This window comes from Coriobacteriaceae bacterium (assembly GCA_025757745.1).
Classification (GTDB): domain Bacteria; phylum Actinomycetota; class Coriobacteriia; order Coriobacteriales; family Coriobacteriaceae; genus Collinsella.
On sequence record CP107217.1, the window covers coordinates 1,947,585 to 1,964,396 of the forward strand.

The following is a 16,812-nucleotide window of genomic DNA, read 5'->3' on the forward strand; positions in this document are numbered from 1 at the left end:
ACGCGATAAACGGTAGTTCGCTGCGGCAACTGCGACACATTCCGCCCAGCAAGTCCAATCGTGCTCCACACACGGTTAATGCGCGAGGCGGTAGAAATTCATCGATGCCGCGCCCTCGGCGTGCAGCTCCATCGCCGGAACCGCCGGCGAATAGGTACGGCTCGTAAGTGCCGCCTCGCCGCCATTTGCAAAAATCTCGACCATCGTAGTGTCCGAAAGCACGCGCAGGTCGCGAAGCTCGCTGAGCTCAATCGACCTCTGGTCGCGCCCATAGCCTTCGTCACCCATGTCGAGGGTAAGCATCCCGTCTGCATAGCGCACAAAGACACCCTTGCGGATTTCGAGCTCGACCATCTTGGCGCCCTCGCAGGAAACCACAAGATCAAACAGGCGGCCCGGCTCCTCAACGGTTTCACCGCCTATCGCGCGAACGCAGTCACCGCGCATCCTCTCAATCTCGTGCGCCGGCCGCTGGCAGAGCTTACCATCGCGTATGCTCAGCTCTCGCGGCACCGTCAACGCGCACTGCCACCCGCGCGCCACCGTCGGGTTTTCTGCCGTCGCGTCGGGGCAACCCGACCATCCGATCATCAAACGCCGGCCTGCAGTATCCTCAAAGGACTGCGGAGCATAGAAATCAAAACCGGCATCGACCATCGGGGGCATGCCCTGCCCGACGATTTTAAAGCTCGGCGCCTCCCAATCGGCCTCGATGGAGAACCACACGCACTGATGCGGATTGCGGTAATGCCAACCATCGGCAGGCACACCCTGCGGACAGCAAACGAGAATAAGCTCGCCATCGAGCTCAAACAGATCGGGGCACTCCCACATAAAGCCAAACTTCTCGTCCAACTCAATGCGCGTCGCATAGCTCCAGTCCTCAAGATTGCGCGAGGTATAGACAAGCACGCACCCGCGATCGTCTTTCGTACGAGCGCCGAGAACCATGTAGTAGATACCGTCGTGTTCAAGGATCTTGGGGTCGCGCACGTGCGTACCGATATTGTCGGGGTAATCGACCGGCCCAACAGCTATGCGCTTCTCGCCCAATTCGTCGGGATTCTCGGCAACCATATGAATCTGGTTTTGCTCACGGCCCGTCAACACGTAGTCGTAATCATCGCGGTCAAAATGCTTGACGTTGCCGGTATAGAAGTAGTGAATCTTGCCATCGCGTACAAAGGCAGAACCAGAATACGCTCCGCTCGAATCCAAATCGGAATCGGGGAACAGCACGGGGCCGTGATTCTCGTACGTCACAAAATCCTTTGTCGTCAGATGGTTCCAAAGCACTGGACCGCCATGCGCAGCATCGAACGGATCGTATTGATGATAGATGTGATACGTATCACCAATCTGAACCAAACCGTTGGGGTCGTTGAGCCAGCCAAGCTCAGGCTCCACATGGAACAGAAGCCTATCGGGGTCGGACGCGATGCGGGCCGCCGTCTCATCCTGTCCGGCACGCCACTGCTCATAGTCCGCGCGTGTCACCTTGTTTTTTTGATTTAACATCGCCGTTGACTTTCTCGTCTATGGGGAAGGACGCTCGACTCACACGAGTCGAACGCCCTTCCTCAAATGGACTTATCCTCAGATTACACTGAACGGCTCAACTAGAAGCTAACGTCGAAGCCAGCGCCAGCGCCCTCTTCATCGGTGGTCGGCACGCCCTTTGCCTTGTTGTAGGCAAAGATCAAGACGATCGGCACGATAAAGGCGATGAGATTGCCAGCCACATACCACACGAGGGTCTCGGGCGTGACGATGAGCAGGCCAAGCACGCCGGTCAGACCCTGACCGATAGCGCGCACCTCAAAGAGCTTGACGAAGGCACCGCCGCAGCCTGCACCGATGCATGCGCAGATGAACGGAATGATCGAATAGCGCATGTTTGCAGCAAAGATAGCGGGCTCGGAGATTCCGACCAGCGTCGGGATAAAGGACGACATGCAGATGTTGCGCTCTTTGGAGTGCTTCTTGTGAATGAGGTACATACCGATGGCGCCGCCGCCCTGGGCGATGATGGAAACCGACCAGATGGCCTGGATGTAGTTGAAGCCAGTCGTGGCAACAAGGTTTGCCTCGATACCCTGGATGAACTGATGCGTACCGGTAACGACGAGCGGCTGCAGGAACGCGGCGAAGACAAAGGCACCAAAGACGCCCATCCTGTTGTACAGGATATCGATTACGCCGGCGAGGACGTCACCGATCAGGTTACCGAGCGGGCCGAACACGGTGAACAGGGCGACGTTAGCAAGAATCAGGGTAACGGTCGGGACAAAGACGAACGAAACGACCTCGGGGATGTACTTCTGGGCAATCTTTTCGACCTTGGCCATAAACCAGGCGGTCAGAATTGCAGGGAACACGCCGCCCTGGAAAGCAACCATGGGAATGGAGAGCGGACCAAAGTTCCAGTACTCAGCACCCGTCGGGTCCATAACGAACGTGTTGCGGTTCATAAGGCTCGGGTGAACCATGACGATACCGACGAGGATGCCCAGGATCGGGTTACCGCCAAAACGCTTGACTGCGCTGTACATAACCAGGACAGGCAGGTAGTCGAACGTGGTGGCGATAATGGCAAAGAAGCTTGCGAGGTTCTTGAGGAACTCGCTGTGATCGGCGAGGCTGCCCTCCATGCCAAAGAGGCCGTTGGCAACGATCAGCGACTTAAGGCCGATGATGATAGCAGCGCCGACGAAGGCGGGAATGATGGGAATAAAGATGTCCGAGAATACCTTGAGGACCGAGAAGAACTTGCCCTTCTTGTCCGCCTCGGCGCCCTTGACCTCGGAAGCGCTGATCTCCTTAACGCCCGTCAGAGCCATAAACTCATCGTAAACCTTGTTGACGGTACCGGTACCGAAGATGATCATGAGCTGGCCGCTGTTGTACAGCACGCCCTTGACGCCATCGATGTTCTCGAGCTCGGCCTTGTTGTATTTGCTCGTATCCTTGAGCACCAGACGCAGACGGGTCACGCAATGCGTGGCGCCCTCGATGTTCTCCAGTCCGCCGACGTTGTCGACGACTTGCTGGGACACTGTCTTGTAGTCCATGTTCCTCTCCATTCCTTTTCTAAATCATAAAACGGTTCGTTGCCGCTACAGAGACGCGATCGTTGCGCTTGCGCACTTGAGCGCACCGTCGGTGACGGTAAGCGCCACACCCTGGCCCTGCTTGTTGCAGAAGCGAGCGTTGAGCGCAACGTCATCGACAAAGATGGTCGCGATGTCGTCGTCGACGACCAGACGCACATGGTGAGTGCCCTCGCCCTTAAAGAACAACGGACGCTCGAGGCCCATGTTGTTGACCTGGAACCACGGGTACTGGGGAGCCGGCGTGAACTCGAGCTTGCCCTCGCGCAGGTTGGCGCGGAACTCATAGGCAAGACCGGTCTCGGCGTCCTCGGCGAACTTGACCGAGAAGCCGGCAGCGTTACCGCCGAGCTCAATGTCGGCATCGAGCAAGTAGGTGGAGCCGGCATCTGCGGCGAGCACCTGCTCGACCTTGCCCGACTCGCAGGAAAGCTCAAAGGTCTCGACTGCCTTAGCCTCGCCAAAGGCGCCAAGCATGCTGTCGGGGAGCTTGGTGCCGAGCGTTCCGTCGGCACGCTGAACGATCTCGAGGGGCATAAAGGTGCCACCCCATAGGTAAGAGCTGGGGTCGCCGCCCTCGTCACGCGTAGGAACCCAACCAAAGAGAACGCGACGCTCGCCATCGAATGCGGTGCGAGCGGCGTAGTACGCGCGGCCGTCGAAGGAATCGTCAGCGGGGGTAATCCAAGGACCGTTGATGGACTTGGACATGCGGTAACGGGTCTTGTTGCCGTCGCTGTACTCGGAAAAGACGAGGTACCACCAGTCGCCCATCTTAAAGAGATCAGGCATCTCAAACATGGTGTACAGGCCCGGGTTCCACCAGTCGCCCTGGAACTCCCAGTTGGTCAGATCCTTGGAGGTGAACTTGACCAGGCGGCCGGTCATCAGACGCTTGTCCTCGCCCACACGCGTGCCGAGGATGAGCATGTACTCTTCGTTCTCCTCATCCCAAAGCACAAAGGGATCGCGCCAGTTGCGGTCATCGTAACCCTCCTGGGGCGGAAGCAGCGTCTCGGCGATGTTCTTCTCCCACTTGACGGCGTCGTCGCTCGTTGCATGAAGAAGAACCTGCTTCATCAAACGTGCGCGGACCTTATCGCGATTGCAACCAGTGTAGAGCGCATGGTACTTGTCGCCCACCTTAAACACCGTGCCGGCATAAATGTACTGGTCGACTTCCTCGTCGCCGCCGCGCTCAAGGCTCTCGCCAAAGTCCTTGTAGTTGACGAAATCCTTGGTCGTAGCGAGTGCCCAGCCAAACGGCTCGCCGAAAGGTTCGGGGTTACGCGTGTCACGCTGATGATAGAGATAGAACGTGCCGTCCTCGCCGTACGGCATGATGTCGCCTACCCAAATTCCCTCAGGCTGGTAATACACCTTGTGCATCCGAGACTTCCTTTCCACGACATACTAACTCGGTACAATGGCAAGATATGTCAATCGTTTTCATATGTCAAACGTTTTCACACCAATACGTCTTTTCGCAGTTCCAGTCGTCGGCAAACGGTTGACATATGTCGGTGAACGGTCATCAGAGGCGTTTGAGGAATTCTTTTGGCACGGGATGAACTACGCGGTTTTGCCCTCAATGAGTTCGACGGGGAGCTTGATATTCGATTCGGGATTATCGCCGTTAATAAGAGCGATGATGGATTGCGCCGCGAGCTCTCCGATGCGATCGATATCTTGACGTACGGTTGTTAAGTCAGGCATAAACGTCATAGTTCGGCGGGCACCATCCGCGCCCACGACCTTAATATCGTCTGGAGCGCTCAAGCCGCGCTGCTTCATCACGTTGAGACAGATGGCCGCCATCGTATCGTCTCCCGCAAAGATGCCGTCAATATCGGGGTTCTCATCGAGGATCTTCGCAACGACCGCGCCCTTTTCGTCGTCGGGCTTAACGAACTCAACCTCACGGACAAGCGCGGACAAACCGGCCTGCTCAACAACATCGAGGTAGGCATCGGTACGCTTATTGGCAGGCATGCGCATGCGGCTATTGCTGCGCAGGCACAGGATACGCCTGCAGCCGTCATCAATCAGACGGCGCGTGGCGAGCTCGCCAATGCCATAGCTGTCACTTGCAATCTGGACAGAGCCCTCGCCAAGATCGCAGTCGATGCCAACCAGGCTCAAGCCCATCTCGGCATATGCCTCGGCACCGATATTGAGGGAGTTGACGATGACGCCGTCGACCATATTGCGGCGGAGCATGTCAATATAGGAACGCTCAAGATCGGGTCGATTGGCGCTGTTGCACAGCAACATCTTAAAGCCGTTTTCCGCTAACGTGCGCTCGACCGCCTGCACAACCTGAGCATGGAACGGGCTGCTCACAAAGGGAACGATCATACCGATAAGATTCAGGCGACCGTTGAGCATGGCGCGGGCGATATCGTTGGGCGTATAGTTGATGCGCTCCATCGCGGCATGGACCTTATCGCGGGTCTCTTGGCTAATATAGCCGCGATTATTAAGCACGCGAGATACCGTAGTAGGCGAAACCCCCGCCACCGCTGCAACTTCCTTGATGCCAGGCTTAGCAGAATCCTTAGAACGAGCGCCCTCGCGAGCCATAGCACCCTCCCCCATCAACATGTCATACGTTTACATACGAACAAAGCATACCCCAACAACAGCGGGAAGACGGTAACAGTACAAGTAAGTAAACGACTCATCCAAATAATTAGGAGAGTTTCGCCTAAAGGGTGACTACACAGGACCCCGCCGGAGCTGTTTGGGCTACCTCCCAAAACATTCCGCACTGATATTTTCTGTATTGAAGACGTCGATGATGCGCCCGTATACCATTGACGTCGACACCATCAGACGCGGTCCGCGCGGTGACCCCACATTCCGCTGGCGCCCACAGGGCTGCCCTCGTTTCCTGACATGTCCCGCGCGGGCCGCGGCGAGCCGAGACCGCCGCATGACCTAATAGGAGCATGGAGCGATACCGCGGACCCGAACAACCGCATTCTATCGCGCCCCGTCAGTGTGCCGTCTGCCCGGTCCAGGCGAGCACGGAAAGAACGGAGCGAGACATGAGAACCGAATCGACACCCGGCGCCCGCGGGCCGGTCTTCTGCGGGGTCGACACCCACGCCGACTCGCACTGGCTGTGCGTCCTCGACTGGAGGGGCCGCAAGGTCCTGTCCCGCCAGTTCCCCGCCGACGCGGCGGGATACGAGGCGCTCGCCGGGGCGATCGCGGCGGCCGGGGAGCCGGCCTGCGTCGCGATGGAGGGGACGTCGTCCTACGGGGCGGGCCTCACCAGGCACCTCGCGTCGCTGGGGATGCCCGTGCGCGAGGCGCTCTCCCCGGCGAGGACGCAGAGGAGGCGCCCGGGGCAGGGAAAGTGCGACGAGTCGGACGCGGAGAGGGCGGCCCGCGCGGCGATGTCCGGCTCAAAGCTCGGGACCCCCAAGAGCCAGGACGGGTGGGTCGACGGGGTGCGCTGCATGCTCGCGGCGCACCCCGGGGCGGTGAAGGCGCGGACCTCGGCGATCAACACCGCGAGGTCGCTGCTCACCACCGCCCCGGAGGGGCTCAGGTCGAGGTTCCGCGGCATGGGAGGGCCGAGGCTGATGGAGGAGCTCCCCTCCGTGCGCGCCGAGGGCGCGCTGGGCGCCGCGCTCGGCGCGCTGGCGGACCTGTGGGCGGCGGCGCGCGACGCGGCGCTCGACATGGAGCGCGCGATCGAGGCGTCCCTGGAGGAGAACTGCCCCGCGCTGCTGGCGATGTACGGGTGCGGGCCCGTGAGCGCGGCCAAGCTCGCGGTCGCGGCCGGGGACAACCCGGGCAGGCTGCGCTCCGAGGCGTCGTTCGCGGCGATATGCGGGGCCTGCCCCATCCCCGCCTCGAGCGGCAAGACCGTGAGGCACAGGCTCAACAGGGGCGGCGACCGGCAGGCGAACAGCGCGCTGCACGAGATCGCGAGGCAGAGGGTCATGCGCGACCCCGAGACCGCCGAGTACGCCGAGAGGGCCAGGGGGCGGGGAAAGAGCGACAGGGAGGTCATGAGGTGCCTCAAGCGCTACGTGGCCAGGGAGGCGTACCGGGCGCTGATGCACCCGCACGAGATCAGGAGGCCCGAGGACGCCTCGGAGCTCGTGGCGGCCAGGCGCGCGGCGAAGGTCAGCCAGGTGAGGGCGGCGTCCATATTGGGAACCAGCGAGAAGTACATCTCGATGCTGGAGAGGGGACAAAGGGAGCTCAAGCCCATAAGGAGGGCCTACGAGGCATGGGTCGAGGCCGGACTTCCGCTCGATTGGGACAGGCAGGCCTTCGAGGCCGAGCGCAAAAAGGATTCTAAAAAACACCTTGCCAAATAGGAGCGTCAGGACGAAAGAACCCCCGCCGCACGAAGTGCGCAGCGAGGGCTTCTTGCATGTCCGAGGACGTTTTGGGAGGTAACCCAAACAGCCCCGGCGATCCTGCGGGAGTTAAACCCCTTTAGAACTTGTCGTGGAAGGTACGCGAAATGACCTCGTCCTGCTGCTCCTTGGTGAGAGTGTGGAAGTTCACGGCGTAGCCGGAAACGCGGATGGTCAGCTGCGGGTACTTCTCGGGGTGAGCCTGAGCGTCGAGCAGCGTCTCACGGTTGAAGACGTTGATGTTCAGGTGGTGGCCACCCTTCTCGGCGTAAGCGTCAAGCATGTGGACCAGGTTATCGGCCTGAGTCTCGGAAACTTCAGAAACCTTCATAATGTGTCTCCTTCGATTGATAGGCGCCGGCCGAAACCGGCGCACTAATCAGTAATCGTTATTGTTAGTATAGCACTAACAATAGTTACTCGCCCAGCTGATCAAGGTCGATATCGCCAAAGAACACCTGATCCTCTTTGCCGAGCGCACTCGGGATGATGGAGAAGGTGTTGGAGATGCCGTCCTGAGCATCGCGGAACGGGAGCTTGGAAACCGAAGACAGCGAAGCGATGGCGCCGTGGCTATCGCGCTTGTGCATGGGGTTAGCACCCGGGGCGAACGGCTGGCCAGCCTTGCGGCCGTCGGGCGTGGAGCCGGTCTTCTTACCGTACACGACGTTGGAGGTAATGGTCAGAACCGAGGTCGTGGGCACGGAGTTGCGGTAGGTATCGTTCATGCGGATGTACTCCATGAACTGGTGCACAACGTCGTGAGCGATCTGGTCGACGCGGTCGTCGTCGTTACCGTACTTGGGGAACTCGCCCTCGGTCTCAAAGTCGACGATGATGCCGTTCTCATCACGGACGGGGTGGACCTTGGCGTACTTGATGGCGGACAGGGAGTCAGCCACGACGGAAAGGCCAGCGATGCCCGTAGCGAACCAGCGGTGCACGTGCTTGTCGTGCAGAGCCATCTGGATGCGCTCGTAGCAATACTTGTCGTGCATGTAGTGAATGATGTTCAGCGAGTTGACGTACACGCCAGCAAGCCACTTCATCATGTCGTTGTACTTGGCCACAACGTCGTCGTAATCGAGCGTATCGCCCTCGACGGCGCGATACTTGGGGCCGACCTGCTTCTTGGAGACCTCGTCAATACCGCCGTTGAGCGCGTAGAGCAGGCACTTGGCCAGGTTGGCGCGAGCGCCGAAGAACTGCATCTCCTTGCCAATGCGCATGGAGGACACGCAGCAGGCGATGCCGTAGTCGTCGCCGTGGTAAACGCGCATGAGGTCGTCGTTCTCGTACTGGATCGAGGAGCTGGCGACAGAAGTCTTGGCGCAGAACTTCTTGAAGTTCTCGGGCAGACGGGTCGACCACAGAACGGTCATGTTGGGCTCGGGGCTGGTGCCCATGTTCTCGAGCGTGTGCAGGTAGCGGTAGCTCATCTTGGTAACGAGCGTACGGCCGTCAACACCCATGCCGCCGATGGACTCGGTGACCCACTGCGGATCGCCGGTAAACAGGGCCTGGTACTCGGGGGTACGGGCAAACTTGACCATGCGGAGCTTCATGATGAAGTGATCCACGAACTCCTGAATCTGCTCCTCGGTGAAGGTACCGTTGGCAAGGTCGCGCTCAGCGTAGATGTCGATGAACGTGGAGGTACGGCCGATGGACATAGCGGCGCCGTTCTGCTCCTTAACGGCAGCGAGGTAGGCGAAGTACATCCACTGGATGGCCTCCTGCGTGTTGGTAGCAGGGTTGGAAATATCGAAACCATAGGTCTCGGCCATCATCTTGAGCTCGCCGAGGGCGCGGATCTGCTCCTGCAGCTCCTCACGGTCGCGGATGTTGTCGGCGGTCATGACCGTCGGGGTGGAAGCCTTCTGGGCCTCCTTGTCCTTAATCAGGTAGTCGACACCGTACAGGGCGACACGACGGTAGTCGCCGATGATGCGGCCGCGGCCATAGCCATCGGGCAGACCGGTGATGATGTGAGCCGAGCGGCAAGCACGCATCTCGGGGGTGTAAACATCGAAGACGCCGGCGTTGTGGGTCTTGCGCTCGAAGGTGTAGCGCTCGACAACGTTCTCGTCGACCTTGTAGCCGTGCTGGCTGGCGGCCTGGCAAGCGATGCGGATACCGCCGTTGACGTGCAGAGCGCGCTTGAGCGGCTTGTCGGTCTGGAGGCCGACGATGGTCTCCTTCTCGCGGTGGGCGTTATCGATGTAGCCAGCGGGGTGGCTCACGATACCCGTGACGGTCTTGGTGTCCATATCGAGGACACCACCCTGCTCGCGCTCCTTAAGCAGCAGGTCGAGAACCTCGCCCCACAGCTCCTTGGTACGCTCGGTCGGACCTACGAGGAACGACTCGTCGCCCTCGTAAGGGGTGTAGTTCTTCTGGATGAAGTCTCGGACGTCAACCTCTCCCGTCCAAATGCCTTCCTTGAAGCCTTCCCATGCCTCCTGCATTGTGTAACCACGCTCCTAGTTACGTGTAATGCGGCGCTCTCTCACACCGCTGCTTATTGAATTCTTGAATTTTCGGCTTGCACTACCGGCTTCTTCCGTTCTTCACCACATGTTGGTGCAGGGAAAAACGTTTGTCCACCTTGGAACTGCAACCCAAAACCCAAGATTTCACCCGTTTGAGAAGGATAACATAGCGACCCCCTTCATCAGGGCTGTTATATGTTTCTTTTTTTATATCATAAGGGCGTTTTTTACAAACCCGCAGGAAATGCGAGCGTGAACAACTACCGTTCACCGATTTGTTTAGTTTTTTCCTTGCCTTTGTACGACGTTCACTCTAGCTGTTATGTCAGCTTTAGCAGGGTAAAGTGCCTCTGAGTGGGCTTTAGGACGTGCTCAGAGATCTACCCCTAACTTTGCTGATACCGACGGTGTACGGAGGTCGCCTAAAAGTTGTTTTCTAGGCATGTCCCAAAATCTACCGTATAGGGTGCGCGTGCGGGGGTATCATCTTTCACCGAAAATAGTTTCTAGTGTTAGGGGTTTTCGGTGGAAGATACCGATTTCCGTGAACTTGGGCGTCAGCTCCTTACCGAGTTCGGCAGCATGCATCAGCGCATTTCGCGCTTTGCGGACAAAGCCCTCGGCGGCGAGATGGCCGTCATGCGCGCCCTCATGCTCGCTGGCGGTTCGCTCACGCCGAGCGAACTCGCCGATCGCGCCTGGGTCTCGAGCGCCCGCATCGCCAATATCCTACGCGCTCTCGAAGCCAAGGGCTGGGTCGAGCGCGAGCACTCAAAGACCGACCGTCGTCGCGTACACGTCACGGTGACCGACAAGGGATTCCAGGATCTCGAAATCAAACGACGGGAATTCGAGGAGCGCACCGCGGCCTTCCTCGAGCAGCTCGGCGAAACAGATACCCAAGAGATGGTGCGCCTTCTAAGACGTGCCAACGAAATTATCGACCGCAATCAAGAAAGGAGAGATGCCGAGTGAGGATTCTCAAGCTCTTTAAAAAGCACGTCCTGGCACTGTTCACAGCTATCGTACTTATCGTAATCAGCTGCAACGCCGATCTGGCGCTGCCTACCTATATGAGCGACATCGTCGACGTGGGCGTGCAGCAAGGCGGCATCGCCTCGCCCGTGCCCGACACCATTCGCGCCGAATCGCTCGACGACCTCGAACTCTTCATGAGCGCCAAGGACGCCAAGGCTGTGGAGGCCGTGTTTAGCAAGGCTGACAAAAACGGCATTCGAACGTACAAGGGCACCGAGGAAGAGCGTGCCGATGGAGGCAAAATTACCGACATTATGAGCCTGCCCGAGACCGTCGTCCTTTCGCTCAACCAGGGCATCGACGCCGACTCCATGGGAGACATGACCGGCACGTCCAGCGAGAAAGACGGCGACGCCGCTCAGGCCATGCCCACGCCCGAGCAAATGGCAGCGATGACGCCCGAGCAGCTCGCCGAGATGCAGCAGAAGGCCGCAGCGGCGCAGAATATGCAAAAGCAGATCGACGCCGACGGCGGCAAGATCACCATGAAGAGCCTGCGCCTGGGTGTCGAGGGCGGTCTGGTAGACCAAAGCAAGCTCGTCGAGGGCGCCAACGAAATGGCGGACAAAATGGGCTCCATGTCGGGCTCCATCGTCACCCAGCGCGCCGTGAGCTATGTACAGGACGAGTACAAGGCGCAGGGCATCGACCCCGCCGACGTGCAGAACGCCTACCTGGGCCGCATGGCGACCACGATGTTTGGTCTGTGTCTGGTGTCGCTGGTCGCCACCATCCTGACCGGTGCCGTGGCTTCGCGCACCGCCTGCTCCATCGCACGCGACCTGCGCCGCGAGACCTTCAACAAGGTTATGCACTTCTCGCCGGCCGAGGTGGGCAAGTTTAGCCAGGCCTCGCTCATCACCCGCTGCACCAACGACATTCAGCAAATTCAGATGGCCGCAACCCTGTTTATCCGCATGTGTCTGATGGCGCCCGTCATGGGCATCGTCGCCGTCATGCGCGTCCTGGCCAACCACACCGGCCTGGAGTGGACCATCGCCGTGGCCATCATCGCGGTCTCGGCCGTCGTCGGCGTGCTTATGGGCCTCACTATGCCCAAATTCAAAAAGATGCAGAGCTTTGTGGACCGCGTGAACCTTACCGCCCGCGAGCTGCTCGACGGCCTTATGCCTATCCGCTCGTTCAACCGCGAGGAGCATGAGCTCGAGCGTTTTGACAAGGCTTCGCTCGACCTGATGACCACGCAGCTCTACACCAACCGCGCCATGAGCTTTATGATGCCGCTCATGATGCTGGTCATGAATTGCATCACCGTGCTTATCGTCTGGTTTGGCGCGCAGGGCGTGTCCGACGGCGTGATGCAGGTCGGCAACATGATGGCGTTTATCTCCTACACCATGCAGATCGTCATGGCGTTTATGATCCTCACCATGGTTTCGGTCATCCTGCCCCGCGCCGAGGTCGCAGCCGAGCGCGTGGAAGAGGTCATCACCTGCCCCACGAGCATCAACGACCCCTCCTCGCCCAAACTGCCCGCGACCAGCGCGTCACGCGGTGAGCTCACCTTCCGCGACGTGAGCTTCCAGTATCCCGATGCCCGCGCCGATGTCATCAGCGGCGTGAACTTCACCACGCATGCCGGTCAGATGCTCGGCATCATTGGCTCCACGGGCTCGGGCAAGTCCACGCTCGTGCAGCTGATTCCGCGCCTGTACGACGTCACAGGCGGCAGCATTTCACTCGACGGCATCGACGTGCGTGACATGACCCTTTCCGAGCTACGCCGCCGTATTGGTTATATCCCGCAGCAGGGTCGCCTGTTCTCGGGCACCGTCGAGAGCAACCTCAAGTTTGCCGGCGATATGGTGAGTGACGAGGATATGCGCCAGGCGGCACGCGTCGCCCAGGCGGAGGACTTTATCGCCGAGCGCGAGGGCGGCTACGACTCCCCCATCAGCCAGGGCGGATCCAATGTCTCGGGCGGCCAGCGCCAGCGCCTGGCCATCGCCCGCGCGCTGGCCAAAAAGCCCGAGGTCGTGGTGTTCGATGACTCGTTTAGTGCCCTCGACTACAAGACCGACGCGCGCCTGCGCGAGGAGCTGGCCAAAAACGTTACCGACGCCGCACTCGTGGTCGTGGCCCAGCGCATCGCGACCATCATGCACGCCGACCAGATTATCGTGCTCGACGACGGCCACGTGGTGGGCACTGGCACACACGAGGAGCTGCTGCACAGCTGCCCGGCGTACCTGGAGATCGCACAGTCGCAGCTTTCAGCCGAGGAGCTGGGGCTTACCCAAGAAGAAATTGCAGCCGTCATGGAAGGAGGCGAGCGCTAATGGCAGACGAGACCAAGACTCAGATTCCCAAGCCCACCCGCCGGCGCGGTCCTATGGGCCGTATGGGTGGCATGGGCCGCGGCGAAAAGGCCAAGGACTTTAAAGGCACCATGAGGCAGCTGCTCGGCTATATCGGCCAGCACAAGATTGCCGTGTTTGCTGCCGTCGCCTTTGCCGTGTGCTCGGTCATCTTTAACATTGTGGGGCCCAAGGTGCTCGGCCAGGTTACCACCAAACTGTTCGAAGGCCTGGTTGCCAAGGTCAACGGCACCGGCGACGTCGACTTTGACTGGATCGCCAAGACGCTCGGCTTTTTGCTCTGCCTGTATCTGGCAAGCTCTGTCTGCAGCCTGGTCCAGGGCTGGCTCATGACCGGCGTCACGCAAAAGATCTGCTATCGCATGCGCAAGGAGATCGCCGCCAAGATCGCTGTCGTTCCAATGAGCTACTTCAACGGCCACAGCAAGGGCGACGTGCTCAGCCGCATCACCAACGACGTCGATACGCTGGGCCAGTCGCTCAACCAGAGCGTGACCCAGCTCATCACGTCGGTGACGCAGATTATCGGCGTGCTCGTCATGATGCTGTCGATCAGCCTGCCGCTCACCGGCGTCACCGTGCTCACGCTGCCGGCCGCCGCGATTATCCTGACCGTAATGATTCACTTCTCGCAGCCATACTTCCGAGAGCAGCAGCAGGTTCTGGGTGCCGTCAACGGCATTATCGAGGAGGATTTTGCCGGCCAAAACGTCATTCAGGTGTTCGACCGCGCCGAGGCCTCAATCGAGGAGTTCGACCGTCAAAACGACCGCCTCTTTATTAGTGGCTGGCGCTCGCAGTTCCTGTCGGGCCTGATGATGCCGCTTATGAGCTTGGTGGGCAACATGGGCTACGTGGGCGTCGTCGTGGTGGGCGCGCAGCTCGCACTGACCGGCAATGCCACGCCCGGCGACATCCAGAGCTTTATCCAGTACGTTCGCAACTTTACGCAACCCGTACAGCAGCTGGGCAACGTGAGCAACACGATGCAGTCGATGGCCGCCGCCACCGAGCGTGTGTTTGAGTTCCTTGCCGCGCCCGAAGAGGAGCAGAAGTCCGACGCCCAGATTCCCGAGAAGCGCCCCGGCCACGTGGAGTTTGACCATGTCAAGTTTGGCTACACGCCCGACAAGACCATCATCCACGACTTTAGCTGCGAGGCACAGCCCGGCCAAACCATCGCCATCGTCGGCCCCACCGGCGCCGGCAAGACCACGCTCATCAAGCTGCTGCAGCGCTTCTACGACGTGGACGGCGGTTCACTGCGCGTCGAGGGCGTCGACGTGCGCGACTGGGACCGCGCGGCACTGCGCGGCGAGTTTGCCATGGTGCTGCAGGATACCTGGCTGTTTAACGGCACCATCCGCGAGAACATCCGCTACGGACGCCCCGATGCGAGCGATGCCGAGGTCGAGGCCGCTGCACGCGCCGCACGCTGCGATCACTTTATCCATACGCTCGCCGGCGGCTACGACTTTATGATCAACGAGGAGGGCACTAACCTGTCGCAGGGTCAGCGCCAGCTCGTGACCATTGCCCGTGCCATTTTGGCCGATCGCCCGGCGCTCATTCTGGACGAGGCGACATCCAACGTCGATACCCGCACCGAGGAGCTCATCCAGCGCGCCATGGATGCGCTGATGCAGGGCCGTACCAGCTTTGTCATCGCGCACCGCCTGTCCACGATCCGCAACGCCGACGTGATCTTGGTAATTCGCGACGGCGACATCGTCGAAAAGGGCACGCACGACGAGCTGCTCGCCCAGGGCGGCTTCTACGCCGACCTGTACAACTCGCAGTTCGACGAGGCGGCGTAAAACCGGCAGCAAACAACCGCAATGCCAAGAAAACGGGGGCGCAGGACAACCTGCGCCCCCGTTTTGTGTCCTCCGAGCCTCGAAACGCCTTCCCTGGGGCCTGATTGACGCTCTCCCTCAAGGCCCCGTGGGCAAAAAATGGCAAAAATGAGTACTGTCACTTTTTTTAGTAACAGCCAAAACTGCCCCAAACGACGTCTTTGCGGCCTAGATATTCCTTCAAATTGATCAAAACGCCCGGTAGCATGCTTCTGTGTGCCAACGTCAATGAACATATTTACTGTTGTGTCTATTATCTTGTAAGGTCGATATGATACTAAGCTAGCAACAGTACTCATATTTGCCATTTTTTGTCCACGGGGTATGCCGCAGGAGATCCAACTTGCTCCAGCGTGCCGTACGCCGGTCCTCCCCTTCCAGCGAGTGCCGGCATTTCCCCAGATAAAACCGACCAAAATAAACCTGTCCCTTTTTGGCAGGTTTTGCTTGCACTTTAGCGTGCGACAGCGGATAATGCCGAGCATTCGACAATACGCTTATTGTTCTTTCTATAGATTGAGGAGGCCCCGCATGGCCATGGATTTCAAACGCAGGCTGCCGATCCCCATGGAGATCCGCGAGGAGATGCCGCTTTCCGCCGAGCTTACTGCCAAAAAGCAGGCATTTGACGCCGAGGTCGCCAAAGTCTTTACCGGCGAGGACGCGCGCAAGGTACTCATCATCGGCCCGTGCTCTGCCGACCGCGAAGATTCGGTGCTTGAGTACATGAACCGGCTGGCCAAGGTCGCCGAAGAGGTCAAGGACAAGCTCATCATCATTCCGCGCGTCTACACCAACAAGCCGCGCACCAAAGGCACCGGCTACAAGGGTCTGCTGCACAACCCCGACCCCGAGGCGCCCGATGACCTGCTCGAAGGCGTTAAGGCCATTCGCCACATGCACCTGCGCGTCATCGAGGAGACCGGTTTCTTTACCGCCGACGAGATGCTCTACCCGTCCAACTACCAGTACCTCGTCGACCTGCTGAGCTACGTCGCCGTAGGCGCCCGCTCGGTCGAAAACCAGGAGCATCGCTTGGTATCGAGCGGCATTTCGGTGCCTGTGGGCATGAAGAACCCCACCGCCGGTTCCACCACCGTCATGCTCAACTCCATCTACGCCGCCCAGGCACATCAGAGCTTTATCTTCCGCAACTGGGAGGTTGAATGCGACGGCAATCCGCTCGCACACGCCGTCATGCGTGGCTACATCGGTCTCGACGGTCGTACCTACCCCAATTACCACTACGAGCACCTGGAGCGCCTGGCCGAGCGCTATACCGAGCATGCCGGCTATGCCAACCCGGCAGCGGTCATCGACTGCAACCACGACAACTCGGGCAAACGTCCGCTGGAGCAGTATCGTATTTGCAAGGAGGTGCTCGACAGCTGCCGCCGCAATGAGTCCGTCTCTAAGCTAGTCAAGGGCTTTATGATCGAGTCCTACCTGGAGGACGGCAATCAGCCGGTCGACGGCGGCGTCTTTGGCAAGTCGATCACCGACCCGTGCCTGGGCTGGGAAAAGACCGACTACCTCATCCACGAAATCGCGGAGCGGGTGTAGGTTACGGCGTTTTACCAAACGCCGTAACCGGC

Annotated in this window: 11 protein-coding genes; 5 read left to right on the forward strand and 6 right to left on the reverse strand. The window is 59.5% G+C overall.

Annotated elements, in window-relative coordinates:
- Positions 1-75: 75 nt before the first annotated feature.
- From OGM60_08530 to OGM60_08545, 4 genes are all read right to left on the reverse strand, one after another.
- The gene (locus tag OGM60_08530; GenBank protein ID UYI98924.1) at positions 76-1,518 is read right to left on the reverse strand and encodes a glycoside hydrolase family 32 protein; all 1,443 of its coding nucleotides are present in this window, start codon (positions 1,516-1,518) and stop codon (positions 76-78) included.
- A gap of 101 nt (positions 1,519-1,619) precedes the next feature.
- Positions 1,620-3,071 (reverse strand): PTS transporter subunit EIIC, encoded by a 1,452-nt coding sequence (locus OGM60_08535; GenBank protein ID UYI98925.1) that lies wholly within the window; start codon positions 3,069-3,071, stop codon positions 1,620-1,622.
- 45 nt (positions 3,072-3,116) lie between these two features.
- Positions 3,117-4,499: a family 43 glycosylhydrolase gene (locus OGM60_08540; protein UYI98926.1), complete on the reverse strand. Its 1,383-nt coding sequence runs from the start codon at positions 4,497-4,499 to the stop codon at positions 3,117-3,119.
- A 183-nt stretch (positions 4,500-4,682) separates the two neighbouring features.
- Positions 4,683-5,693, reverse strand: a complete 1,011-nt coding sequence (locus OGM60_08545) for a LacI family DNA-binding transcriptional regulator (GenBank protein UYI98927.1) — start codon at positions 5,691-5,693, stop codon at positions 4,683-4,685.
- Positions 5,694-6,160: 467 nt separating this feature from the next.
- Between OGM60_08545 and OGM60_08550 the strand changes: the two genes are divergently transcribed.
- On the forward strand, positions 6,161-7,450 hold the full coding sequence (locus tag OGM60_08550) for an IS110 family transposase (protein ID UYI98928.1): 1,290 nt from the start codon (positions 6,161-6,163) through the stop codon (positions 7,448-7,450).
- A gap of 121 nt (positions 7,451-7,571) precedes the next feature.
- Here the strand turns inward: OGM60_08550 and grcA3 are convergent, their stop codons facing one another.
- Both grcA3 and pflB read right to left on the reverse strand, forming a co-directional pair.
- Entirely contained in the window at positions 7,572-7,823 is a 252-nt protein-coding gene (gene grcA3, locus OGM60_08555) for an autonomous glycyl radical cofactor GrcA3 (protein ID UYI98929.1), read from the reverse strand.
- An 85-nt stretch (positions 7,824-7,908) separates the two neighbouring features.
- Entirely contained in the window at positions 7,909-9,960 is a 2,052-nt protein-coding gene (gene pflB / locus OGM60_08560) for a formate C-acetyltransferase (protein UYI98930.1), read from the reverse strand.
- 549 nt (positions 9,961-10,509) lie between these two features.
- Between pflB and OGM60_08565 the strand changes: the two genes are divergently transcribed.
- From OGM60_08565 to OGM60_08580, 4 genes are all read left to right on the forward strand, one after another.
- Entirely contained in the window at positions 10,510-10,959 is a 450-nt protein-coding gene (locus OGM60_08565; protein ID UYI98931.1) for a winged helix DNA-binding protein, read from the forward strand.
- A complete protein-coding gene (locus OGM60_08570) occupies positions 10,956-13,322 on the forward strand; it encodes an ABC transporter ATP-binding protein/permease (GenBank protein ID UYI98932.1) in 2,367 nt (788 codons plus the stop codon). Before OGM60_08565 ends, OGM60_08570 begins: the two co-directional genes overlap by 4 nt.
- Positions 13,322-15,178 carry an ABC transporter ATP-binding protein/permease gene (locus OGM60_08575; protein UYI98933.1) on the forward strand — a complete coding sequence of 619 codons (1,857 nt, stop codon included), beginning with the start codon at positions 13,322-13,324 and terminating at the stop codon, positions 15,176-15,178. Before OGM60_08570 ends, OGM60_08575 begins: the two co-directional genes overlap by 1 nt.
- 570 nt (positions 15,179-15,748) lie before the next feature.
- Positions 15,749-16,780, forward strand: a complete 1,032-nt coding sequence (locus OGM60_08580; GenBank protein UYI98934.1) for a 3-deoxy-7-phosphoheptulonate synthase — start codon at positions 15,749-15,751, stop codon at positions 16,778-16,780.
- The last annotated feature ends 32 nt before the right edge of the window (positions 16,781-16,812 follow it).